Source organism: Cupriavidus taiwanensis, assembly GCF_900250075.1.
GTDB lineage: Bacteria > Pseudomonadota > Gammaproteobacteria > Burkholderiales > Burkholderiaceae > Cupriavidus > Cupriavidus taiwanensis_C.
Genome location: NZ_LT977070.1, coordinates 1,965,367 through 1,986,384 on the forward strand (window position 1 = coordinate 1,965,367; position 21,018 = coordinate 1,986,384).

At 65.7% G+C, this 21,018-nt stretch carries 20 protein-coding genes; 16 read left to right on the plus strand and 4 right to left on the minus strand.

From position 1 onward, the window contains the following. Positions 1-8: 8 nt before the first annotated feature. The gene (locus CBM2588_RS09105) at positions 9-2,177 is read right to left on the minus strand and encodes a PQQ-dependent dehydrogenase, methanol/ethanol family (RefSeq protein WP_115680262.1); all 2,169 of its coding nucleotides are present in this window, start codon (positions 2,175-2,177) and stop codon (positions 9-11) included. Between the two features lie 300 nt (positions 2,178-2,477). Here CBM2588_RS09105 and CBM2588_RS09110 point away from each other — a divergent pair, with 300 nt between their 5' ends. Beyond that, the gene (locus CBM2588_RS09110) at positions 2,478-3,275 is read left to right on the plus strand and encodes a crotonase/enoyl-CoA hydratase family protein (RefSeq protein WP_115680263.1); all 798 of its coding nucleotides are present in this window, start codon (positions 2,478-2,480) and stop codon (positions 3,273-3,275) included. A 30-nt stretch (positions 3,276-3,305) separates the two neighbouring features. On the opposite strand, the gene CBM2588_RS09115 is transcribed toward CBM2588_RS09110, so the two are convergent. Then, positions 3,306-4,121 (minus strand): IclR family transcriptional regulator, encoded by an 816-nt coding sequence (locus CBM2588_RS09115; RefSeq protein ID WP_115680264.1) that lies wholly within the window; start codon positions 4,119-4,121, stop codon positions 3,306-3,308. Positions 4,122-4,335: 214 nt separating this feature from the next. Here CBM2588_RS09115 and CBM2588_RS09120 point away from each other — a divergent pair, with 214 nt between their 5' ends. From CBM2588_RS09120 to purT, 7 genes are all read left to right on the plus strand, one after another. Further along, positions 4,336-5,514, plus strand: a complete 1,179-nt coding sequence (locus CBM2588_RS09120; RefSeq protein ID WP_115680265.1) for a thiolase family protein — start codon at positions 4,336-4,338, stop codon at positions 5,512-5,514. Between the two features lie 132 nt (positions 5,515-5,646). Further along, on the plus strand, positions 5,647-6,411 hold the full coding sequence (locus tag CBM2588_RS09125) for an SDR family NAD(P)-dependent oxidoreductase (protein ID WP_115680266.1): 765 nt from the start codon (positions 5,647-5,649) through the stop codon (positions 6,409-6,411). 27 nt (positions 6,412-6,438) lie between these two features. Continuing rightward, the gene (locus CBM2588_RS09130) at positions 6,439-7,203 is read left to right on the plus strand and encodes a crotonase/enoyl-CoA hydratase family protein (protein ID WP_115680267.1); all 765 of its coding nucleotides are present in this window, start codon (positions 6,439-6,441) and stop codon (positions 7,201-7,203) included. Positions 7,204-7,293: 90 nt separating this feature from the next. Continuing rightward, positions 7,294-8,295: a Bug family tripartite tricarboxylate transporter substrate binding protein gene (locus tag CBM2588_RS09135; RefSeq protein WP_115680268.1), complete on the plus strand. Its 1,002-nt coding sequence runs from the start codon at positions 7,294-7,296 to the stop codon at positions 8,293-8,295. A gap of 295 nt (positions 8,296-8,590) precedes the next feature. Beyond that, positions 8,591-9,760 (plus strand): MFS transporter, encoded by a 1,170-nt coding sequence (locus CBM2588_RS09140; protein WP_172583613.1) that lies wholly within the window; start codon positions 8,591-8,593, stop codon positions 9,758-9,760. A 143-nt stretch (positions 9,761-9,903) separates the two neighbouring features. Beyond that, a complete protein-coding gene (locus tag CBM2588_RS09145; protein WP_115680270.1) occupies positions 9,904-10,383 on the plus strand; it encodes a hypothetical protein in 480 nt (159 codons plus the stop codon). A gap of 71 nt (positions 10,384-10,454) precedes the next feature. Beyond that, positions 10,455-11,660: a formate-dependent phosphoribosylglycinamide formyltransferase gene (gene purT, locus CBM2588_RS09150; RefSeq protein WP_115680271.1), complete on the plus strand. Its 1,206-nt coding sequence runs from the start codon at positions 10,455-10,457 to the stop codon at positions 11,658-11,660. An 11-nt stretch (positions 11,661-11,671) separates the two neighbouring features. On the opposite strand, the gene CBM2588_RS09155 is transcribed toward purT, so the two are convergent. Both CBM2588_RS09155 and CBM2588_RS09160 read right to left on the minus strand, forming a co-directional pair. Then, positions 11,672-13,000, minus strand: coding sequence for a mechanosensitive ion channel family protein (locus CBM2588_RS09155; protein ID WP_115680272.1), 1,329 nt, complete (start codon positions 12,998-13,000; stop codon positions 11,672-11,674). A gap of 80 nt (positions 13,001-13,080) precedes the next feature. After that, positions 13,081-13,398, minus strand: a complete 318-nt coding sequence (locus CBM2588_RS09160) for a DMT family transporter (protein WP_115680273.1) — start codon at positions 13,396-13,398, stop codon at positions 13,081-13,083. 122 nt (positions 13,399-13,520) lie between these two features. Here CBM2588_RS09160 and CBM2588_RS09165 point away from each other — a divergent pair, with 122 nt between their 5' ends. From CBM2588_RS09165 to CBM2588_RS09200, 8 genes are all read left to right on the plus strand, one after another. Then, complete coding sequence (locus CBM2588_RS09165) at positions 13,521-14,429, plus strand: LysR family transcriptional regulator (RefSeq protein ID WP_115680274.1); 909 nt, start codon at positions 13,521-13,523, stop codon at positions 14,427-14,429. A 339-nt stretch (positions 14,430-14,768) separates the two neighbouring features. Further along, entirely contained in the window at positions 14,769-15,374 is a 606-nt protein-coding gene (locus CBM2588_RS09170) for an NUDIX hydrolase (protein ID WP_115680275.1), read from the plus strand. Between the two features lie 28 nt (positions 15,375-15,402). Then, a complete protein-coding gene (locus CBM2588_RS09175) occupies positions 15,403-16,125 on the plus strand; it encodes a sugar phosphate nucleotidyltransferase (RefSeq protein ID WP_115680276.1) in 723 nt (240 codons plus the stop codon). Continuing rightward, complete coding sequence (locus tag CBM2588_RS09180) at positions 16,122-17,102, plus strand: NAD-dependent epimerase/dehydratase family protein (protein ID WP_115680277.1); 981 nt, start codon at positions 16,122-16,124, stop codon at positions 17,100-17,102. Before CBM2588_RS09175 ends, CBM2588_RS09180 begins: the two co-directional genes overlap by 4 nt. 126 nt (positions 17,103-17,228) lie before the next feature. Then, the gene (locus tag CBM2588_RS09185) at positions 17,229-17,681 is read left to right on the plus strand and encodes a DegT/DnrJ/EryC1/StrS family aminotransferase (protein ID WP_115680278.1); all 453 of its coding nucleotides are present in this window, start codon (positions 17,229-17,231) and stop codon (positions 17,679-17,681) included. Positions 17,682-17,932: 251 nt separating this feature from the next. Then, the gene (locus tag CBM2588_RS09190) at positions 17,933-18,691 is read left to right on the plus strand and encodes a hypothetical protein (RefSeq protein ID WP_147298400.1); all 759 of its coding nucleotides are present in this window, start codon (positions 17,933-17,935) and stop codon (positions 18,689-18,691) included. Between the two features lie 33 nt (positions 18,692-18,724). Next, the gene (locus CBM2588_RS09195) at positions 18,725-19,621 is read left to right on the plus strand and encodes a hypothetical protein (protein WP_147298401.1); all 897 of its coding nucleotides are present in this window, start codon (positions 18,725-18,727) and stop codon (positions 19,619-19,621) included. Continuing rightward, positions 19,611-20,957 (plus strand): MATE family efflux transporter, encoded by a 1,347-nt coding sequence (locus CBM2588_RS09200; protein ID WP_147298402.1) that lies wholly within the window; start codon positions 19,611-19,613, stop codon positions 20,955-20,957. Before CBM2588_RS09195 ends, CBM2588_RS09200 begins: the two co-directional genes overlap by 11 nt. The last annotated feature ends 61 nt before the right edge of the window (positions 20,958-21,018 follow it).

Below are 21,018 nucleotides of genomic sequence, written 5' to 3' on the forward strand. Positions count from 1 at the left end.
CTCCGTGCTCAGGGCTTGGGCCGCACCGCATCCGCGGTGCCCTGGATAAAGGCCTTGATCTTCTCGACGTCCTGCGCCGTCAGCTTGCCGGTGAAGTCCGGCATGCCGCGCGCCATCGCCGGGCCCTTGAACACGACCTTGTCCAGGTTCTCGATGAAGGCGGCATCGATATAGCCCAGGTTGGGGATATTGCCGCCGCGGTCGACGCCGGGCACGCCGTGGCACAGCACGCAGTTGCTGACGTACAGCGCGGTGCCGTCCCTGACCAGCGCCGGGTCGTACTTCACGCCCTGCAGCAGCTTGCCGGCACGGTATTCGGCGAACGCCGGCAGCGGCGCCTTGCCGCCGAGCGCGAAGGTGTAGACCGTGCCCGGGCCTTGCCGGTTGGTGGCGCGCTGCGCCTGCCCGTAGACCCCGCCCCAGCCCACCGCCACCGAGACATACTGCCTGCCGTCGAGCTCGAAGCTGACCGGCGCGGCGACCACGCCGGTGCCGGTCGGCGATTCCCACAGCTTGTCGCCGGTGCGCGCGTCATAGGCGACGAAGCGGCCGTCCGCTGTGCCCTGGAACACCAGGTTGCCGGCCGTGGTCAGCGTGCCGCCGTTCCACGGCGAGACCAGCTCCTTGGTCCACGCGGCCTTCTGCTGCACCGGATCCCACGCAATCAGCCGGCCGAAGGGCTTGCTTTGCGGTGGCTCGGCGTTGAGGAACTTGGCCGTGTTCCAGCCCACGTTGCCATGCGGCGTGCCGGGCTTGCCCTGGTTGAACTGCCAGGTCTTGTCGTCCATCAGGTTGAGCGGCACGTGCTGCGCCGGCAGGTAGACCAGCCCGGTCTGCGGATTGAACGACATCGGGTGCCAGTTGTGCGCGCCGTACGGGCCGGGGATCGCGTCATAGGCCCGGTCCACCGCGCGCGCCTCGGGCCGTTCGATCGGGCGCCCGCTGGCGTCATAGCCGGTGGCCCAGTTGACGTCGACGAAGTTCTTCGCCGAGATGAACTTGCCATTGGTGCGGTCGATGACGAAGAAAAAGCCGTTCTTGGGCGCGTGCAGGATGACCTTGCGCAGCTGCCCGTCCAGCTTCAGGTCGGCCAGGATCATCGGCTGGGTCGAGGTGTAGTCCCAGTTGTCGCCCGGGGTCTCCTGGTAATGCCAGACGTACTTGCCGGTGTCGGGGTTGAGCGCCACGATCGAGGCCAGGTACAGGTTGTCGCCGCCGCCCGGGCTGCGCTTGCTGCGCGACCACGGCGCGCCGTTGCCGGTGCCCACGTACATCAGGTTCAGTTCGGGGTCGAAGGCGAGCGTGTCCCAGGCGGTGCCGCCGCCGCCCGCTTCCCAGTACTTGCCGCTCGGGTCCCAGGTCTTGGCCGCGGCCGCCATCGACTCGTCCTCGAACGGTTTGGACGGATCGCCGGGCACGGTGAACCAGCGCCACTGCTGCGCGCCGGTGGCGGCATCGTAGGCGGTGATGTAGCCGCGCACGCCGAACTCGGCGCCGCCGTTGCCGATGATGACCTTGCCCTTGAACACGCGCGGCGCGCCGGTGATGGTGTACGAATAGCGGCGGTCGATGATGGTGTCCTGCTCCCACAGCTTGCGGCCGCTGGCGGCGTCGAGCGCGATCAGCCGGCCATCGTAGGCGGCGACGAACACCTTGCCCTGGTACAGCGCCACGCCGCGGTTGACCACGTCGCAGCAGCCGCGATAGCCGAGCGCGCGGTCCACCTTGGGGTCGAAGGTCCAGAGCCGCTTGCCGGTGCGCACGTCGACCGCATGCACCACGCTCCACGACGCGGTCACGTACATCACGCCGTCGACCACCAGCGGCGTGGCCTCGACGCCGCGGGTCGACTCCAGGTTATAGCTCCACACCAGCCCCAGGTCGCGCACATTGGCCACATCGATCTGCCGCAGCCGGCTGAAGCGGGTCTCGGCATAGTCCAGGCCATGGCTGGGCCAGTCGCGCGTGGTGCCGGCATTGGCGCTGATGAAGGCGCCGTCGACCCGGGCCGCCGCGTTGCGGGGCGCCGCGGCGCTGGCGGGCAAGAGTTGCGCCGCCAGCGCCAGGGTCGCCAGCCAGACCGCGGCGCGATTCCCGGTACGGCGCCTGGCCGTGGCAACTGCGGAGGCAAATTCGGCGGCAACGGGATCCGTTGCCGGCTTCAACGCATGGCTCATATCGTCTCCTGAAGGGCATTCTTGTTGGAATTCGGGACTGCAGGATTACGGTACTGCGCGGTACTGCGCGATGCCGGGCGGTAGCCGGGGCCCACCGATCATCGGCGAGCCCTCGCGTTATGGGTACAGGGATAACCCCAATCCGGCTTCGCGGCCGGCACTGCCCACCGGAGGTCCGGGCCGCGCGAGCAATATCCCCTGGATATCGGCAGGGAAGAAATGAATATTGGACGCTGCCGGCCACCGTGGCTTAGCCTTGGCGCCAGGACAGACCTTGCATCCCTACCCGGAGCCCCCCACATGAGCCAGTTCCTTCTCTACGAGCAGCAGGACCACATCGTCACCCTGACCATGAACGAGCCCGAGCGGCGCAACCCGCTGACCGGCAATACCGCGGTGGCGGAGTTCCTGGAGGCGATCGACCGCATCCACGGCGACGGCAGCGTGCGCGCGGTGGTGATCACCGGCGCCGGCACGGCGTTCTCGTCGGGCGGCAATATCAAGGACATGGAGCGCCAGGCCTCAGGCAAGGTGCCGGGCATGGAGATCCGCCAGGACTACCGCCGCGGCATCCAGCGCCTGCCGCTGGCACTGTTCAACCTGGAGGTGCCGGTGATCGCCGCGGTCAACGGCGCGGCCATGGGCGCGGGCCTGGACCTGGCCTGCATGTGCGACATCCGCATTGCCTCGGAGCGCGCGCAGTTCGCCGAGTCCTTCGTCAAGCTGGGCATCATTCCCGGCGACGGCGGCGCGTGGCTGCTGCCGCGCGTGATCGGCCTGTCGCGGGCGGCCGAGATGACCTTCACCGGCCAGCCGATCGACGCCAGGCTGGCGCTCGAATGGAACCTGGTGTCGCGCGTGGTGGCGCCCGACGCGCTGCTGCCCACGGCCTATGAGCTGGCCGGCCGCATCGCCGCCAATCCGCCGCACGCGGTGCGGCTGGCCAAGCGCCTGATGCGCGAAGCCATGCATACCCGGCTGGATACGCTGCTGGAACTGTCGGCCGGCTTCCAGGCGCTGTCGCACCAGACCGCCGACCACCGCGAAGCGGTGCAGGCCTTCCTGGACAAGCGCACGCCGGTCTTTACCGGCAACTGAGGCGGCCGCCGAAACTTCGCTGGCGCGGCCCTATCCCGCCACGCCCAGCGCGCCTTCGACATTGCGCACCAGGCTGACCAGGCGCGGGCCGATATCTTCCTCCAGCTGCTTGCTCTGCTGGCTGAACACCGGCACCGACGCGGCGAAGATCCACGCCTCGCCATCGCGGCGCGTGCGCAGCGGCACGGCCACCGATTCCACTTCGCGGTGCAGGTCGCGATGGCCGCGGCAGAAGCCGTGCTCCTCCAGGTCGCGCGCGGCATCGGCCAGGCGCGCCTGCAGCCAGTCGGCGCGCGGCGGGTCGGTGGCGCGCAGCTGGGCCAGGTAGGCCTCGCGCTCGGCCTCATCCAGGCGCAGCAGGTACGCACGGCCCGAGCCGGTGCGCGTGGCCGACACGCGCGTGCCCACCTCCGGCCGGAACACATGGCTGCCGACACCCTGCGCGATCTCGACATAGGTCAGCGCATGGCCGCTGCCGACGATCAGCTCGACCTGCCCGGCGATATGGTCGGCCAGCTCCTGCATCGCCGGCCGCGCCAGCTGGCGGATGGTCATGCGCGCCAGCGCCGGCGCGGCCAGGTTGATCAGCCCGACGCCGGGCACATAGCGCGACAGCCGTTCCGAGTAATGCAGCAGGCCCAGCCCGCACAGCGTGTCGAGCAGCCGGAACAGGGTGGGCTTGGCCAGCCCGGTGCGTTCCATCAGTTCCCGGCTGCTGAGTTCCTGCACCGTTGGCGAGAAGCAGTTGAGGATCGAGACGCCGCGTGCCAGCGCGCTGACAAGGCGCGCCTCGCCGTCGGCATCAGCGGCTGGCGGGGCCACGGAGGCATGTGAAGCATTGGTCATTGCAAGGCCTGAATCTGATTTTTTCGATACGTGCGTCTCAAAACCCGGATGTTGCCCTTCGCCTTTTCGAAAGTCAAACCGGGTTTTTTGCGTTTACATGGCGGTTTTCCGACGCCAGAATCCCAATTCATCGTATCGGACGATCACTTTTCGATACAGACGTCTCAATATCCCGCCACGACTCGCAACGCTCAGCTTTCTCAGGAGACTCCGCATGCAACAAGCCGTCATCGTCGACGCTATCCGCAGCCCGATGGGCCGCTCCAAGCCGGGCTCGGCCTTTACCGAGCTCCATGCCACCGAACTGCTGGCGCAGGTGATCAAGGCGCTGGTCGAGCGCAACCGGCTGGACCCGGGCCTGGTCGACGACGTCATCACCGGCTGCGTGACGCAGGCGGGCGAGCAGTCCGCCGGCCCCGGCCGGGTGGCGTGGCTGGCGGCGGGGTTCCCCGAGCACGTGCCGGCCACCACCATCGACCGCAAGTGCGGCTCCAGCCAGCAGGCCGTGCACTTCGCCGCGCAGGGCATCATGGCCGGCGCCTATGACATCGTCATCGCCTGCGGCATCGAGTCGATGAGCCGGGTGCCGATGGGTTCGGCGCGCATCGGCCAGAACCCGTATGGCCCGTCGATGGAAGCGCGCTATGCGCCCGGCCTGGTGTCGCAGGGCGTGGCGGCCGAGCTGGTCGCGGCCAGGTACGAGCTGTCGCGCGAGCACATGGACAGCTACTCGGCCCGCTCGCACGAACTGGCCGCCGCCGCGCGCGAAAGCGGCGCGTTCCGCCGGGAGATCGTCGGCATCAGCACCCCCAACGGCGTGGTCGAGCACGACGAGACCATCCGTCCCGGCACCTCGGTGGAGAAGCTGGGCACGCTGCAGGCGTCGTTCCGCAACGACGAGCTGAGCGCGCGCTTCCCGCAGATCGGCTGGAACGTGACCGCGGGCAATGCCTCGCAGATCAGCGACGGCGCCGCCGCCATGCTGCTGATGAGCGAGGCGATGGCGCAGCGCCTGGGTTTGAAGCCGCGCGCGCGCTTCGTCGCGTTCGACGTCTGCGGCGACGATCCGATCGCGATGCTGACCGCTCCCATCCCCGCCAGCCAGCGCGCCATCAGGAAGAGCGGCCTGACGCTGGAGCAGATCGACCATTACGAGATCAACGAAGCCTTTGCCTGCGTGCCGCTGGCCTGGCAGCGCGCGCTCGGCGCCGACCCGGCGCGGCTGAACCCGCGGGGCGGCGCGATCGCGCTGGGCCATCCGCTGGGCGCCTCGGGCGTGCGGCTGATGACCACCATGCTGCATGCGCTGGAAGACAGCGGCCAGCGCTATGGCCTGCAGTCGATGTGCGAAGCCGGGGGCATGGCCAACGCCACCATCATCGAGCGCCTGTAAGCAACCCTTCCGTCGTTCCCGCGAAGGCGGGAACCCAGTGACCTTATAAGACGCTGGATTCCCGCCTGCGCGGGAATGACGGGCAGAGCATTCCTGCCCCATTCAGCAATAGCACCCTACTAGGAGACATCCATGAAACTCGAGCATATGTCCGCCGTCGTCACCGGCGGCGCTTCCGGCCTGGGACTGGCCTGCGTGCGGCGCCTGGTGGAGCGCGGCGTCGACGTGGTCATCGCCGACCTGTCGGAAGAACGCGGCAACGCCGTGGTCGACGAGTTCGGCGGAAAGGTCCGCTTCCTCAAGGCCGACGTGACCGACACCGAGCAGATGAACGCGGTCTACGACGCCGCCGAGGCCGTTGCCCCGCTGCGCGCGCTGATCCATTGCGCCGGCCTGGGTGGCCCCGTGCGCGTGGTCGAGAAGGACGGCTCGCCGGGCTCGCTGGAAAAGTACGAGTCGATCGTGCGCATCAACCTGATCGGCACCTTCAACGCGCTGCGCCTGGGCGCCGCGCGCATGGCCAGGAACGAGCTGGTCGACGGCGAACGCGGCGCCTGCGTGCTGACCGCGTCGGTGGCCGCCTACGAAGGCCAGATCGGCCAGATTCCCTATGCCTCGGCCAAGGCCGGCATCGTCGGCATGACGCTGGTGGCCGCGCGCGACCTGGCGCAGCGCGCGATCCGCGTCTGCACCATCGCCCCGGGACTGTTCGACACCCCGCTGCTGGCCAAGCTGCCGGAGAACGTGCGCGCCTCGCTCGGCGCCATGGTGCCGCACCCGGCGCGCCTGGGCGCGCCCGACGAATACGCCTCGACCGCGCTGCACATCCTCGAGAACCCCATGCTCAACGGCGAGACCATCCGCCTGGATGGCGCCATCCGCATGGCACCGCGCTGAACCGGCCGACCAGACAGGAGAGAACTCATGAGCGATACCCTGCTGAAGGAAATCCGCGGCAACGTGATGGTGCTGACCATCAACCGTCCCGAGGCCCGCAATGCGATGGACTTCGAAACCGCCACCGCGATTGCCGCCGCGCTGGATGAACTCGATGCGCGCGACGACCTGAGCCTGGCGGTGCTGACCGGCGCCGGCGGCACCTTCTGCTCCGGCATGGACCTGAAGGGCTTCCTGGCCGGCAAGCGCCCGAGCATTCCCGGCCGCGGCTTCGGCGGCGTGACCGAGCAGCCGCCGCGCAAGGTACTGATTGCCGCGGTCGAGGGCTATGCGCTGGCCGGCGGTTTCGAGCTGGTGCTGGCGTGCGACCTGGTGGTGGCTTCGCGCGCCGCCAGGTTCGGCCTGCCCGAGGTCAAGCGCGGCCTGGCCGCCGCGGCCGGCGGCCTGATCCGCCTGCCGCGCCGCGTGCCGTACCACGTGGCGATGGAATACGCGCTGACCGGCGACATGCTGCCGGCCGAGCGCGCCTACGAGCTGGGCCTGGTCAACCGCCTGACCGATGCCGGCGGCGCGCTCGACGCCGCGCTGCAGCTGGCCGATGCGGTCGGCGCCAACGGGCCGCTGGCCATCGCCGCCAGCAAGCAGGTGGTGGCGCAGTCCGGCGACTGGACCCGCGAGGACATGTTCGTGAAGCAGAAGCCGCTGATCGACCCGGTCTTCACTTCCGCCGATGCGCGCGAGGGCGCCGCCGCCTTCGCCGAGAAACGCAAGCCGGTGTGGACCGGCAAGTGACAAACACCCGCCCTGACCTGAGAACGGCCGGCCGCAAGCCGGCCGTTCTTGCCTTGCCAAGCAGCACATAAAGATACGTGGAGGAGACCCATGGCACCCAAGCTGCCCGCATCGCAGTCCCATACCAGCGCCGCACTGCTGCTCGCCGCCGCCGCGGCGCTGCCCTGCGTGGCCCCCGCGGCCGCGCATGCCGCGGCCTGGCCCGAGCGGCCCATCACCATCATCGTGCCCGGCGCGCCCGGCGGCACCACCGATATCCCGACGCGGCTGGTGGCGCAGAAGCTGTCGGCCATCCTGGGCCAGCCGGTGGTGGTCGACAACAAGCCCGGCAGCGGCGGCATCATCGGCACGCAGGCCTTCATGCGCGCGGCGCCGGACGGCTACACGCTGCTGGTCGGCAATACCGGCTCGCATGCCATCAACTACAGCGCCTACAAGCAGCTGTCCTACCAGCCGCAGGATTTCCTGCCGCTGACCGACCTGATCTCGTTCGCCAACGTGCTGGTGGTCGGCGCGCAGGCCCCGGTGCGCAGCGTGGCCGAGTTGGTGGCGCAGCTCAAGCAGTCGCCGGGCAAGTATTCCTATGCCTCGGCCGGCATCGGCCAGACCACCCACCTGACCGCGGAACTGTTCCGGCTGCGCACCGGCACCGAGGTCATCCACGTGCCGTACAAGGGCTCGACGCCTGCCACCACCTCCGTGCTGGCGGGCGAAACCACCTTCATGTTCGACAACCTGACGCAGGCGCTGCCACAGATCCGCGCCGGCAAGCTGCGTGCGCTCGCCGTGACCAGCGCCGAGCGCCTGCCCGCGCTGCCCGACGTACCCACCATGGCGCAAGCCGGCGTCAAGGACTTCGTGGTGATGGGCTGGCTGGGCTTCTTCGCCCCGGCAAAGACCCCGCCGGCGGTGGCCGCGGCGCTGCAGGAGGCGCTGGGCAAGGCCATGCGCGATCCCGAGGTGGCGGCGCGCTTGCGCGACATGGGCGGCGTTGCCGGCGGCGAGCCGCAGCCGAAGTTCGCCGCGCTGGTGCGCGGCGAGATCCAGCGCTGGGGCGAGACCATCCGCGCCTCGAAGGTCAGCCTGGACTGACCCCGCGGGCGCCGCGCCGGGCCGGCTTCGCCAAAGCGGAAGGCGGCCCGGCCCAAAGCCAAATTGACATGGCCGGGGGCGGCGGCATACCCTCGCCTTACCCTGCGGTATATTCAGTGCCCGCTTAAATTCCAGACATTGCAGACATGGAAGGCGCCCCGGGGTCCACAACGATAACGATAACCCCGCGACGAGACCTGCCGTGCCCCGCTCCCCCGCCCCTGCCCCGTCTTCATCCCCTTCCCGCTTCGAGGGCCTGCGCCCGGCGCTGCCGATCCTGCTCGGCGCTTCGGTGATGCTGAGCCTGGCCATGGGCCTGCGCCAGAGCCTGGGCATTTTCATGCCGCCGCTGACGCGCGATATCGGCATCTCGGTGTCGGATTTCACCGTCGCCATCGCCGTGCAGAACCTGGCGTGGGGCCTGCTGCAGCCGCTCGCCGGCGCGTGGGCCACGCGCATCGGCTTCCGGCCGCTGATGATGGCGGGCTCGCTGCTGTACGTAACCGGGCTGGTGCTGCTGGCGACCGCGCACAGCATGGTCGGCGTCACGCTGGGCGCGGGCGTGGCCATCGGCGCGTCGATGGCCTGCACCGGCAGCGCGCTGGCGATGGCGGTGGCGGCGCGGCCGGTGCCGGCGGCGCTGCGCAGCACGGTGCTGGGGCTGGTGTCGGGCGCGGGCTCGCTGGGCGCGCTGCTGGCGGCGCCGATCGGGCAGATGGTGACGCAGGCCTACGGCTGGCGCACCGGCCTGGCCGCTTTCGTGCTGCTGGCGCTGGTGATGCTGCCGGCGGCATGGTCGGCCGGGCGCGTCGACCGGCTGCCGCTGGCCGCGCCGGCGGGCATCGGCCAGGACAACGCGCGCCAGGCGCTGGGCACCGCGCTGCGCCACGCGCCGTTCGTGGTGATGGCGCTGGCGTACTTTGTCTGCGGCATGCAGCTGGTGTTCCTGACCACGCACCTGCCGTCGTATCTCGACGTGTGCGGCATGGACCCGATGCTCAGCGCCGAGGCGCTGGGCGTGATCGGCGGCTTCAACGTGCTGGGCAGCATTTTCTTTGGCTGGGCCGGCGGCCGCTACAACAAGCTGATGCTGCTGGGCGGCATCTATACGCTGCGTTCGCTGGCGCTGACCTGGTACTTCTCGTCGGCACCGACGCCGCAGAGCACGCTGGTGTTCGCCGCGGTGATGGGCTTCCTGTGGCTGGGCGTGGCGCCGCTGGTCTCGGGCTGGATCGCCGAGACCTTCGGCCTGCGCTGGCAGGCGATGCTGGGCGGCGTGGCCTTCTTCAGCCACCAGATCGGCAGCTTTGTCGGCGCCTTCGGCGGCGGGCTGGTCTATGACGCGCTCGGCTCCTATACCGTGGCCTGGCAGGCCGGGGTGGCGCTGGGGCTGGCGGCGGGGCTCGCGCAGATCGCTTTCGCGGTGGCGACGCGGCCGCGGCCGCCGTTGATGGCGGCGTCCTGAGCGCGGCGGCGGTAAGAACGGGCGCGCATTGTAAATCTGGCGTCACGCGGCGCGCGCCCCGGCCGGTACGGCGCGGGCCGCGCGGCTGGAACGGTTCGTGCCTGTCTGCGCAGAGACGCAACGCCCAGACCCAAGGAGGCCCCATGACCTCGACCGAACAGGAGATCCTGGTGTGCGGCCCGGAAGACGGCCGCTGGCATCTGGAAATGCGCACCGGCAACGGCGCGCCCGAGCGGCTCGACGGCGAGTTCGACTCGCCCGAGATGGCGATCGCCGGCGCCCAGCAGGTCTATCCGTCGATTCCGGTCCGCGTGACCGATATCTCCGGCGCGCCGGCTCCGTCAGCGCCCGCGCATGAAGGCTCGCTGACCGACTACCATTACGGCGGCCACAGCGTGACCCGCGACGAGAAGCTGACCGGCCGCGCGCATCCGTCCAGCGACACCTCGCAGCCGCCGCCGGGGCCGCACCCCTACCAGCCCACCGATCTCGGCAACCTGCCCCCGGGCACGCCCCGCCACGGCATGTACGGCGTCGCCTCCAGCCTGGCCGAGGCCGAGGCGGCCGACCGCAAGGACCAGGCCGCGCGACGCCCCGCCGGCTCGCGCGACGCCGAAGACTAGGCCCGGCGGCGCCAGCACGCGCGGCAGCACGTACAATCTCGGTTTTCCCTGCGCCTCGCCGCCCCGCCGCCATGACCACCCTCGGAACGCCCCTTTCCCCCTCCGCCACCAAAGTGATGCTGCTCGGCTCCGGCGAGCTCGGCAAGGAGGTGCTGATCGCGCTGCAGCGCCTGGGCGTGGAGACGATCGCGGTCGACCGCTATGACAACGCGCCCGGCCAGCAGGTCGCGCATCACGCCCGCACCATCGCGATGAGCGACCCGGACCAGCTCAAGGCCCTGATCGAAGCCGAGAAGCCGCACCTGGTGGTGCCCGAGATCGAGGCGATCGCCACGCCGATGCTGGAAACCCTGGAAGCTGCCGGCACCGTGCGCGTGATTCCCACCGCCCGCGCCGCGCGCCTGACCATGGACCGCGAAGGCATCCGCCGGCTCGCCGCCGAATCGCTCGGCCTGCCCACCAGCCCGTACAAGTTCTGCGATTCGCTGGAAGAACTGCAGGCCGCCATCGACGGCGGCATCGGCTACCCGTGCGTGGTCAAGCCGGTGATGAGCAGCTCCGGCAAGGGCCAGAGCAAGATCGACGGGCCCGAAGGCGTCAAGGCGGCGTGGGACTACGCCATGGCCGGGGGCCGCGTCAGCCACGGCCGCGTGATCGTCGAAGGCTTTATCGATTTCGACTACGAGATCACGCTGCTGACCGTTCGCGCCATCGGCGCCAGCGGGCAGGTCGAAACGCAGTTCTGCGCGCCGATCGGCCACGTGCAGGTCAGCGGCGACTATGTCGAGAGCTGGCAGCCGCAACCCATGCATCCCGCCGCGCTGGCCAGCGCGCAGCGCATCGCGCAGGCGGTCACCGCCGACCTGGGCGGCATGGGCCTGTTCGGCGTGGAGCTGTTCGTCAAGGGCGAGCAGGTCTGGTTCAGCGAGGTCAGCCCGCGCCCGCACGACACCGGCATGGTCACCATGGCCACGCAATGGCAGAACGAGTTCGAGCTGCATGCGCGCGCCATCCTCGGATTGCCCGTCGACACCACGCTGCGCAGCCCCGGCGCCAGCGCCGTGATCTACGGCGGCGTGGAAGCGCAGGGCGTGGTCTTCGACGGCGTCGACCAGGCCTTGCGCGTGCCGCAGACCGAGGTGCGGCTGTTCGGCAAGCCCGAGAGCTTCGCCCGCCGCCGCATGGGCGTGGCGCTGGCCTATGCCGACGACATCGACACCGCGCGCACGCGCGCCAAGGAAGCCGCCAGCCGCGTGCGCCCGCGCGCGGTGGGCTGAGGCGCGCGCCGCTAGATCGGATGGCTGCCCGCGGCGGCGCCGTGCGCCGGGGCATGCTGGGCCGCCTGCACGGCCGCCACCTGCGCGGCCGCCAGCACCGGCGCGATGCGCACGCCGTTCAGGTCGGCGCCCGACGGCGCCTGGTACAGCCGCAGCCCCAGTTCGGGCAGGATCGCCAGCAGGTGGTCGAACACATCGCCCTGGATGCGCTCGTAGTCCATCCACGCGGTCAGCGCGGTAAAGCAGTAGATCTCGACCGGGATGCCCTGCGAATCGGGCTCCATCATGCGCACGTTCAGCAGGAGGTCGTGGTGGATCTCGGGGTGCGCCTTCAGGTAGGCAATGCCGTAGGCGCGGAAGGTGCCGACATTGGTCAGCCGGCGCCGGTTGACCGGGTCGTTGCCGGCGGCGATCAGCAGCCGGTTGGCCTCGTCGACCTCGCGCTGCTTTTCTTCCAGGTAGTCGTGCAGCAGGCGGAAGCGCATCAGCGCGTGGACCTCGCGGTCTTCCAGGAAGCGCACGCTGCCCGCATCCAGCCGCAAGGTGCGCTTGATCCGGCGCGCGCCGGACTCGAACATCTGGCGGTAGTTGCGATAGCTCTCCGAGAACAGCTTGTAGGTCGGCACCGTGGTCACGGTGTTGTCCCAGTTCTGCACCTTGACCGTATGCAGCGCGATGTCCTTGACGTAGCCGTCGGCATTGCACTGGGGCATTTCGATCCAGTCGCCGATGCGCAGCATGTCGTTGGAGGTCAGCTGCGTGCTGGCGACCAGCGACAGCAGCGTGTCCTTGAACACCAGCAGCAGCACCGCCGACAGCGCCCCCAGGCCGGACAGCATCCATAGCGGCGAGCGGTTGATCAGGATCGACAGCACCAGCACCGCGCACACCAGCCCCAGCCCCAGCCGTCCTACCTGGATATAGCCCTTGATCGAACGCGTCTGCGCCCGGCGGCTGCTGGCGTACACGTCCTGCCAGGCGCCCAGAACGCCGCCGAGCATCAGGAAGAAGCATACCCACAGGCTGGCATGCGCCAGGCGCTCGATCGCCAGCGCATAGCGGCCCATATGCGGGACTTCGCCGATGCCGACGGTGATCACGGCAAAGCCCACCGCATAACCGAAGCGCCGGTAGGCGCGATGGCGCGTCAGCGCCGTGCTCCACGGCGTCTTGCCCCACACCTTCAGCACCCGGTGGGCGATGCGCGACATGACATGGCCGAACAGCCACTGCGCCAGCGCGGCGATCAGGACCAGCGCTACCATGTATAGCGCGATCTGGGCCCACGGATGGGCAGGAATACGTTGCTGGAACAGCTCCAGCAGGGCATCGAAATTCATGGCGGGGCAACTCTGGCCTTTGACTTGGCCAGATAGTGTACCGAACGCGCCAGCGTCCCTGCGTGCGGTGCGGATGCGGGCTAGGCCGGCAGCAGCTTGAGCCCGCCGATGCCGACGAAGATCAGCCCGATCAGCACCAGCCGCAGCGGCGACGCGCTCTCGCCCAGGAACAGGATGCCGATCAGCGTCACGCCGATCGCGCCGATCCCGGTCCAGATCGCATAGGCCGTCCCCACCGGCAGATGCCGCAACGCCGCGCTGAGCAGATAGATGCTGGCCAGCGCGGCGCCGATGCCCAGTGCGGTCGGGCCGACGCGGGTCCAGCCATCGGTATGCTTGAGCGCCAGCGCCATCACGATCTCGATCAACCCGGCCAGCACCAGCAGCGTCCACGCCATTGCCATGTTTTTCCTCCCTTCGCACAGCGTGCGCCGGCACCCATTGCCGGCCACGCCCAGCCACTGTAGGCTGTGCGGATCCGCACGGGAACTACCCGAACTTGCAAAGGGAGTATGCAAACATGCAGGAAGCAGACTGGGACGACCTGAAATACTTCCTCGCCGTGGGCCAGTCCGGCTCGCTGGCCGGGGCGGCCCGCGCCCTGCACGTCAACCACTCGACGGTGCTGCGCCGGCTGGCGCGGCTGGAAGACGCCCTCGGTACGCTGCTGTTCGAGCGCCATGCCACCGGCTACGCCATGACCCCGGCCGGCGAGGCGCTGGCGCAACGGCTGGCCGGGGTGGGCGAACAGATCGATGCGGCGCAGCGCCAGCTGTCCGGCCTCGACAGTCAGCTGAGCGGCCCGTTGCGCGTGACCACCACCGACACGCTGCTGGGCGGGCTGCTGATGCCGCTGTTGGCCGAGTTCCGCGCCCTGCATCCGCGCATCCAGCTGCAGCTGGTCGTCAACAACAGCTTCCTAAGCCTGAGCCGGCGCGAGGCCGACGTCGCGATCCGGCCGGCGAACACGCCGCCCGAGTACCTGGTGGGCCGCCGCATCGGCCGGTTGCAAACGGCCCCGTACGCGGCGCGAAGCTACCTGCAGCAACTCGGGCTGCCCGCCATGGCCGACAGCCCCGCGCTGGCGGACTGGCCCGCCTATGACTGGGTCGTGCCGGACGAAGCCCTGTCGCACCTGACCCAGTCGCGCTGGATCCGCGAGCACGTGCCCGAGCCGCGCCGCGTGGTCAGCGCCGACAGCCTGGTGGCGATGGCCGACGCGGTCCGGCATGGCATGGGCGCCGGCATGCTGTTGTGCCTGCTGGCCGGCGACGATCCGGCGCTGGTGCGGCTGGCGCCGCCCGATGCCGCCATGGACACCGACCTGTGGGTGCTGACCCACCCGGACCTGCGGCACAGCGCGCGCGTGCGGGTGCTGGGGGATTTTCTGTATGAGCGGCTCAGGCAAGGCAAGTGGCTGGTGGGATGACGCCATACCCGCGCAACGGCCTTAGACCGTATTGACGGTGTCACCGTTGCGACACTAAATCTGTCAACTCGCAGCTCGTTGCAAGGAACCTTGTTGGTCTTGGCCGCGACGTGCGAACGCGAAGTCTCGTCTCGCTGAAAAAACTAGGTGCACAAGAAATCCGCCCTCCCACCAAAACGAGGGGGCATTGTATTGAAGAAGCGAATTCAATACATTGAAAATATTTAATTCGCCGCTGAGTTTTTCTACTTGCGGACTTTTCCATAGCCGCAAACAATCCACCATCGCCCATCCATTGCAGATTCAACTCCATGGCTCGTGCCATTCTCGGGAGGATTGATGATTAAAAAATGGAATATCTTGGCCAGCGATGATCTTGTCAAGGACGAGTGGATTCACCTTAGTCGCCATCGTTGCCTGAGGTCCGATGGATCCATTGTCGACCCTTATTACGTTATTAACGGACGGCACTGGGTCAACATAATGCCGGTAACTCGGAATGGCCTCGTTTATTTGATACGGGAATACCGGCATGGTTTCGGCGAGATACTGATGGGCTTGCCAGGCGGGCTGATCGACGAGGGCGAATCCTGCGCTGCGGCCGCCGTCAGAGAACTGCGGGAAGAGACCGGCTTGGCAGCATGTTCCCCGCCTCTTTTGACCGGAGCGATGGTTGTCAATCCATCGACACATTCAAACATGGGTTACAGCTTCCTGACGCTCGTAACAGAGCCACAGTGCCCTCTGGCAGCTAGCCTCGAACCGGATATCGAGGTAGTCAGGTACAGCCTGGAAGAGCTCTTCGATATTGTTATCAGCGGCTCCCAAGCACTTTCCGGCTATGACGCGGCCTCGATCCTGAGAGGTTTCTTTTCACTACGTAAGCTTCCGGATTTCGAATTTGACATTCTGGCGAGGCTAAGTCAAAGAGAATACGTGAGTTGAAGCAATCCCAACGTAGAGGGTGCGAATCATGTGGACAACATTAATTGTCGCGGGTGGATTTGGTACCAGGTTGAGCCCGTTCACGAAAGTCATACCAAAGCCGCTCATGCCTATAGGAGATCATAGTCTCTTGGAGCGGCATATCAGTGCCCTGGCAAAAGCCGGTTCGCAGGATATATTCATCGCCGTTCACTACTGTGCAGACCTCTTCGGGAGCATCGTAGGAGCGCTGGCAGCACGATATGACGTGAATATTCAGCTTCTGCTGGAACCCGAGCCCAGAGGCACATTCGGGTCGGCCCTGGCACTCTGCCAGGAACTGATCGACCGCAAGCAAAGCAAGCCGCTGATGGTACTGAACGGAGATATCGCATCAGACCTGGACCTCATTGATTTCCATCGATTCCACTTGGCCAGCGGGGCCGACTTCTCCGTCGCGGTGAATGACTACATATACAGAGTGCCATATGGCGTGGTGGAATCGCACGACTCTCGGATGCTGGGGGTCAGGGAAAAACCCTCGGTTCCATTTCCGGTTCTCGCCGGGTACTACCTGATGCGGCCATCGATCGGCACACTTCTGAGCGCCTTGGGCAATGGTGAGATAGGTGTCGACAAGGTTCTCTCATCGCTACTGGAACGCGGATCATATGTGTCGACCTATCAGCATCATGGTAAATGGATCGACGCAGGCACAATTGAAGACCTGCACCGGGCCAATGAGCTTTTCTCGGAGAGGGGAATGGCATGAGCGAACGGAAACGAGTTCTCGTTACTGGTGCGGCCGGCTACATTGGAAGTGGCGTGTGCCGCAGGCTGTTGAGTGCGGGATTTGACGTCATCGGCATCGACAGCCTGATATATGGGGCAACGGGCCTGTTGCCGCTTCTGGTGACGCCGCGATTCAGGTTTGTCCAGCTCGATATCAGGGAATACTCACGACTCCAAGAGCAACTGAACCAGATTCGTCCATTTGCGGTGGTTCATCTGGCGGCCATTGTTGGAGACCCCGCCTGCAAGAAGATGCCGGAGGTCACCCGGCAAACAAACCTGGCCGCCACCAAGGCACTGTTCAGCGCTGCCACTGAAAACGACTCCAGCCGCTTCATTTTTGCCTCAACCTGCAGCAACTATGGCCTGAGTGATTCGACGGCCTTGCTCAGCGAAGACAATGCACTCAATCCACTGTCGCTCTACGCGGAAACGAAAGTTGAAGCCGAGCACTGGCGGATCGAGAATGCAGCCACCCTCGAAACCTATATCCTGCGTTTTGGAACGGCGCATGGGTTATCGGCGCGGATGCGCTTTGACCTGACGGTCAACGAATTTGCACGGGCCATCGCCATGGAAGCGCCGTTCGACGTCTATGATTCCGAAACGTGGCGACCGTATTGCCATGTCAATGACTTTGCCGAGCTGATTTGCGGCATTTGCAGCGATACCAATATTCGCACCGGCGCCAACGTTTTCAATGTTGGATCGGACGAGGAAAACTATCGCAAGATTGACCTGATCAATGCGATTGCTCAGGCAACGAACCGGACCGCGCGCTTCTCGGATACCGGCAACGGCGCGGACCGCAGGAACTACCGGGTGAGTTTCGCCAGGATCGTGGAGGAACTGGAGTTCAAGCCGCGATATGGGGTCGAGTACTCTGCCCGCCAGATCAGCGAAGCCTTGAGCCTGGGCCTCCTTTCCTCCCATGAGGCTCACTATGCAAACGTCTGAGGACAGGCGCATTGAAAACTATGCCCCGCTCCTGAATGGGCGCGAGCGGGACTATGTTCTGCAAGCCATCGAGTCAGGCTGGGTGTCGTACGGGGGCCAGTACGTGAAGGAGTTCTGGCCGATACGATGTCATTCTTTCATGACGATTATGGATTGAACTTCCGCATGAGCAACATCAATGCCGCCATAGGTGTTGCCCAGATGGAGCTGCTGTTCGACCGCATTCGTCGAAAGCGAATACTTCACGAATACTACGCTACAGCCATCCAGAAGCGAGTGAATGGTGTGCGGCTTGCTCAGCATACGCCTGAGGCAGCCGGCATCTGCTGGATGACGTGCATCGAACTGCCGCAGCCGTCCAGATCCGTCATCGAAAAACTGGTGGCACAACACATCATGGCGCGTCCAGTCTGGATTCCCCTTCCGCAGCTTCCTGTCTATTCGCGCTTTCAGTACTATCAGCACGACGCGTTCTCCACACATCTGCATGAGCATGCCATCATGCTTCCCTCGGGTCCCGGCATTACCGAAGCCCAGGTGGATCGCGTCGTATCCGCGCTGGCGGAGGCGTGCAGATGACATATCCCGGGTATTTTTTCAACTACGCCAGCTGTGTGGAAGAAGGCCGGTACTGCCAATCACCGCACACGACATTGCGAGAACTCCGAGCGCACGCGGATCTGCTTCAGCCGCTTACGGGCTGGTACGAGCTCACCTATCGCCGCGCCGTCTTCGAAGAAGTGGCAAGGCCTAGGCTCCTGGACCCGTCTGACTTGCGGGGCATACGGTCCGCGAGGGTCACACAACTGGTACTGTTCCTCTGTGCTGCCATGGTGATGCGGCAACACGGAGCGCCAACGCATGTCGCGGGATATTCTCTCGGCTATGGCGCAGCGTTTGCGCTGTCAGGCGTGCTGACGTTTCCGACTTTTGTGCACGATGTTTTCAGCGCGAATTTTCCTTATGCAGAGGACAACCATGCGGCACTTCAGGAAGATCGGCTGCGCTCCTGCATCCTGTATGACCCAACGGAGTCCACCTTTGGCGACACCGTCGCAAGTGCCATCCAGCACCATTTTCCCGAAGTAATCGTCAAAGACGACCGCCCCCCATTCTGCATGCAGGTAGTGGCCCCCCAGACGGTACTGGACGCGCTTCGTGCATGGGTATTCCGCTCTTTCCCGGCGGCTGCCTCGCACTCCACAAGGATGATCAGCAGCGATTCCGCCCATCTTTACCCTGACAGATACAGGGCCGTGAAGGCAGCATTCCGGCAGGTAGCCTACGGAAAACCGACTCTGGACATTGTCACGCACCAGCACGGCGTCCTTCGCCAGGGGCAATTGCCCGAAGATGGTGGCGGCGTGCTTTTCGACGCGATCCAGGCGCCGCTCTCGATGCGGCGAGTCGTCGATAACCTCGTCGCCTATCGCGGGCCACTGATCATGTTCGGATCTGCCAGGACGGCAGATTTTGTCTTCTTCGGTCTGGGCAGCAAGGCATTGAACCGGCCGCTCCTTGACTGGGAGCAAGCGCTGCTGCAACGCGACACATCGATTCTCATACCTAACGCAGCCGACTGGCGATAGCCGTTCAGACATATTGCAAGGGCACAGACTCCCATGCTGAAGCGGATCGAAAGCGGATCGTATTCTTCCGGCAACCAACCGTCCGAAGACATTTGCGGCTATGTGGCCGATGACACGTCTGTGCACGCCTGGGTCATCGACGGCGCTACAGGAATTTCTCCATCCTTGATGCTGGCGCCCAATCATTCCGACGCCGCATGGTACGCGCTTCGAATCAACTGGCACTTGCATCGCTCGATCGTGTGCAATGGTACAACGCACGATTCGGATGCGCTTCTCGCGTCTGCCATCGACGCTGCGAATGCGGACTGCCGTGAATTGATCAAGGATCGCGCTGCCGATGCGCACCTTCTTCCCTCTGCCTCGGTCATCCTCGCAAAGGTGCAACGGGATTCGGGAGGCCACCGGGTTTCCTTTGCCAAACTCGGAGATTGCTGCGGCGTGTTACGGGCTGGACCTGCATCGGCTCATATCGTGGAATCCACGCTCGGACCATGGTTTGACCTGGAATTCGATGCACTCGCTGCGCGCCTCGCAAAGACGCATGGTGACGACCAACGGCGAAGCGCTGTCCTGACCGAGATCTCGGGACGCCTGCTGGTTAGGCGCAAGACAATGAACCAACCAGGGGGCTATGCCATCGCGGCACCAAACTGGGATCCCTCCACCCTTGCGTTCGAATCTTTCCATTCCATTGAACCGCCATCGCTAATGCTGTTGAGCGATGGCGCTGCCAGGCTGGTCGACAAATATTGCGCCTGTACCTTGGAAGAGGCGCTGGACGAAGTATTCAGGATCGGGGTGGCGGGACTCGTACGCAAGGTCCGAGAAATCGAGCGCGACGATCCGGCCTGCCAGTCGTGGCCGAGATTGAAGGCATCCGACGACGCCACGATTGTCGCACTTCAGGTCGGTGCACATGTTCCATGAAGCCCGCCGGATCGCCGGGCTGGCTGCGCCTACGCTCGGAATGCAACTTACTGCCATTGGCATGATGAGCATCGACTCAGTCATGGCCGGGCGCTTCGGCACTTCGGATCTAGCCGCCATCGGTATCGGCAGTGCCCTTTACGTGGCCTTGCTGGTTATCCTGACTGAGATTGCCAATGGCATCACACCTGTCGCTGCGCGACTCTGGGGGAGCGGTGCAATTACCGAACTGCGCGCCGTGCTATCGGCTGGCATGGTCCTCTCAATCGGATGCGCCCTGCTTTCCTATCCCCTGCTCATGACCTGCCTCGCCATGCTGGTCGACACCGATCCGGTGACCATGGGCAAGACCGGCTCATTCCTCGGCGTACTCTCCATTGGCTTGCCTGCACTCCTGGCCTACCGGCTGCTGTTTGCGATGGAAGCGGCAACTGGACGTCCCGCAGCATTCATGTGGATCAATATTGCCGGTCTGATATTGAAAGTGCCGCTGAATTTCGCCCTGATGAGCGCGACCATCGACGACACGGGCGAACGACTGGGAGTGGTGGGCTGTGCTGCCTCGTCCGTGATCATCTCGTGGGCGAGCCTGGCCATCTGCTGCCATCTCTTGCGACGCAGCAACGTCCTGAGGGGGTTGGGTCGCCGCCAGGATCTCCGGATCTCACTGACCGCGTTAAAGCTCGTTCTGCAAGCCACGATCCCAGTCTCTGCGGTTCAGTTCGTTGAAATCGTGTCGTTTTCAGGCATGGCTATCCTGATCGCCAGGGCGGGATCGAATGCGTCTGCTGCACATCAGATCGCGGCCAACATCGCCACGCTCGTCTTCATGTTGCCGCTATCTGTCGCCATTGCGTCGGGCGCGTTGATTGCGAGATCCGCCGGAGCGAGCGCATTTTCTGAGGAGATCTTGACATTCAGGGCAGGCCTGCTGATGGCCTGCTCTCTAGCGGCAGCAACAACGGTGGGCCTGCTGCTCGGACGGAGCGCAATTGCCGCGCTGTTCACGGCCGATGCCGATGTGGCTGCCCTGGCGTCCAGAATGCTCTTCTGGGTAGCTGCCAGCCAGATGGCCGATGCCATACAGATCTATTTCTGCGTGGTGCTTCGCTCCTACCGCATAGCATGGCCGGCAGTTGCCGTGGCTGTGGTCTTGCGCTGTGGTCTCGGACTTGGCTTGGGTGCATGGATGGCATTCCGCCTGGATGGCTTCGGCCCTGTCGGCGTATGGATAGGCGGATTTATCGCGCTGTGCGCGGCAGCACTTGCCATCGGCGCAATCTTTCATCGGAAGGTTGCATCTCAGCGACGACTTGCAATGGAAGTGGCGCGCTAACGTTCTGACAACCGAGGGACATCCAACATGCGTACGAAGTGACAGAGAATGCCTCAACACA

What these genes read in the sequence shown, in the direction of transcription:
- CBM2588_RS09155 (WP_115680272.1), bottom strand. Translation starts at nt 13,000, where the DNA reads ATGAATTTCGATGCCCTGCTGGAGCTGTTCCAGCAACGTATTCCTGCC.
- CBM2588_RS09105 (WP_115680262.1), bottom strand. Translation starts at nt 2,177, where the DNA reads ATGAGCCATGCGTTGAAGCCGGCAACGGATCCCGTTGCCGCCGAATTT.
- CBM2588_RS09200 (WP_147298402.1), top strand. Translation starts at nt 19,611, where the DNA reads ATGTTCCATGAAGCCCGCCGGATCGCCGGGCTGGCTGCGCCTACGCTC.
- CBM2588_RS09110 (WP_115680263.1), top strand. Translation starts at nt 2,478, where the DNA reads ATGAGCCAGTTCCTTCTCTACGAGCAGCAGGACCACATCGTCACCCTG.
- CBM2588_RS09120 (WP_115680265.1), top strand. Translation starts at nt 4,336, where the DNA reads ATGCAACAAGCCGTCATCGTCGACGCTATCCGCAGCCCGATGGGCCGC.
- CBM2588_RS09165 (WP_115680274.1), top strand. Translation starts at nt 13,521, where the DNA reads ATGCAGGAAGCAGACTGGGACGACCTGAAATACTTCCTCGCCGTGGGC.
- CBM2588_RS09135 (WP_115680268.1), top strand. Translation starts at nt 7,294, where the DNA reads ATGGCACCCAAGCTGCCCGCATCGCAGTCCCATACCAGCGCCGCACTG.
- CBM2588_RS09145 (WP_115680270.1), top strand. Translation starts at nt 9,904, where the DNA reads ATGACCTCGACCGAACAGGAGATCCTGGTGTGCGGCCCGGAAGACGGC.
- CBM2588_RS09195 (WP_147298401.1), top strand. Translation starts at nt 18,725, where the DNA reads ATGCTGAAGCGGATCGAAAGCGGATCGTATTCTTCCGGCAACCAACCG.
- CBM2588_RS09160 (WP_115680273.1), bottom strand. Translation starts at nt 13,398, where the DNA reads ATGGCGTGGACGCTGCTGGTGCTGGCCGGGTTGATCGAGATCGTGATG.
- CBM2588_RS09190 (WP_147298400.1), top strand. Translation starts at nt 17,933, where the DNA reads ATGGTGATGCGGCAACACGGAGCGCCAACGCATGTCGCGGGATATTCT.
- CBM2588_RS09175 (WP_115680276.1), top strand. Translation starts at nt 15,403, where the DNA reads ATGTGGACAACATTAATTGTCGCGGGTGGATTTGGTACCAGGTTGAGC.
- CBM2588_RS09170 (WP_115680275.1), top strand. Translation starts at nt 14,769, where the DNA reads ATGATTAAAAAATGGAATATCTTGGCCAGCGATGATCTTGTCAAGGAC.
- CBM2588_RS09140 (WP_172583613.1), top strand. Translation starts at nt 8,591, where the DNA reads ATGCTGAGCCTGGCCATGGGCCTGCGCCAGAGCCTGGGCATTTTCATG.
- CBM2588_RS09180 (WP_115680277.1), top strand. Translation starts at nt 16,122, where the DNA reads ATGAGCGAACGGAAACGAGTTCTCGTTACTGGTGCGGCCGGCTACATT.
- CBM2588_RS09125 (WP_115680266.1), top strand. Translation starts at nt 5,647, where the DNA reads ATGAAACTCGAGCATATGTCCGCCGTCGTCACCGGCGGCGCTTCCGGC.
- CBM2588_RS09130 (WP_115680267.1), top strand. Translation starts at nt 6,439, where the DNA reads ATGAGCGATACCCTGCTGAAGGAAATCCGCGGCAACGTGATGGTGCTG.
- CBM2588_RS09185 (WP_115680278.1), top strand. Translation starts at nt 17,229, where the DNA reads ATGTCATTCTTTCATGACGATTATGGATTGAACTTCCGCATGAGCAAC.
- CBM2588_RS09115 (WP_115680264.1), bottom strand. Translation starts at nt 4,121, where the DNA reads ATGACCAATGCTTCACATGCCTCCGTGGCCCCGCCAGCCGCTGATGCC.
- purT (WP_115680271.1), top strand. Translation starts at nt 10,455, where the DNA reads ATGACCACCCTCGGAACGCCCCTTTCCCCCTCCGCCACCAAAGTGATG.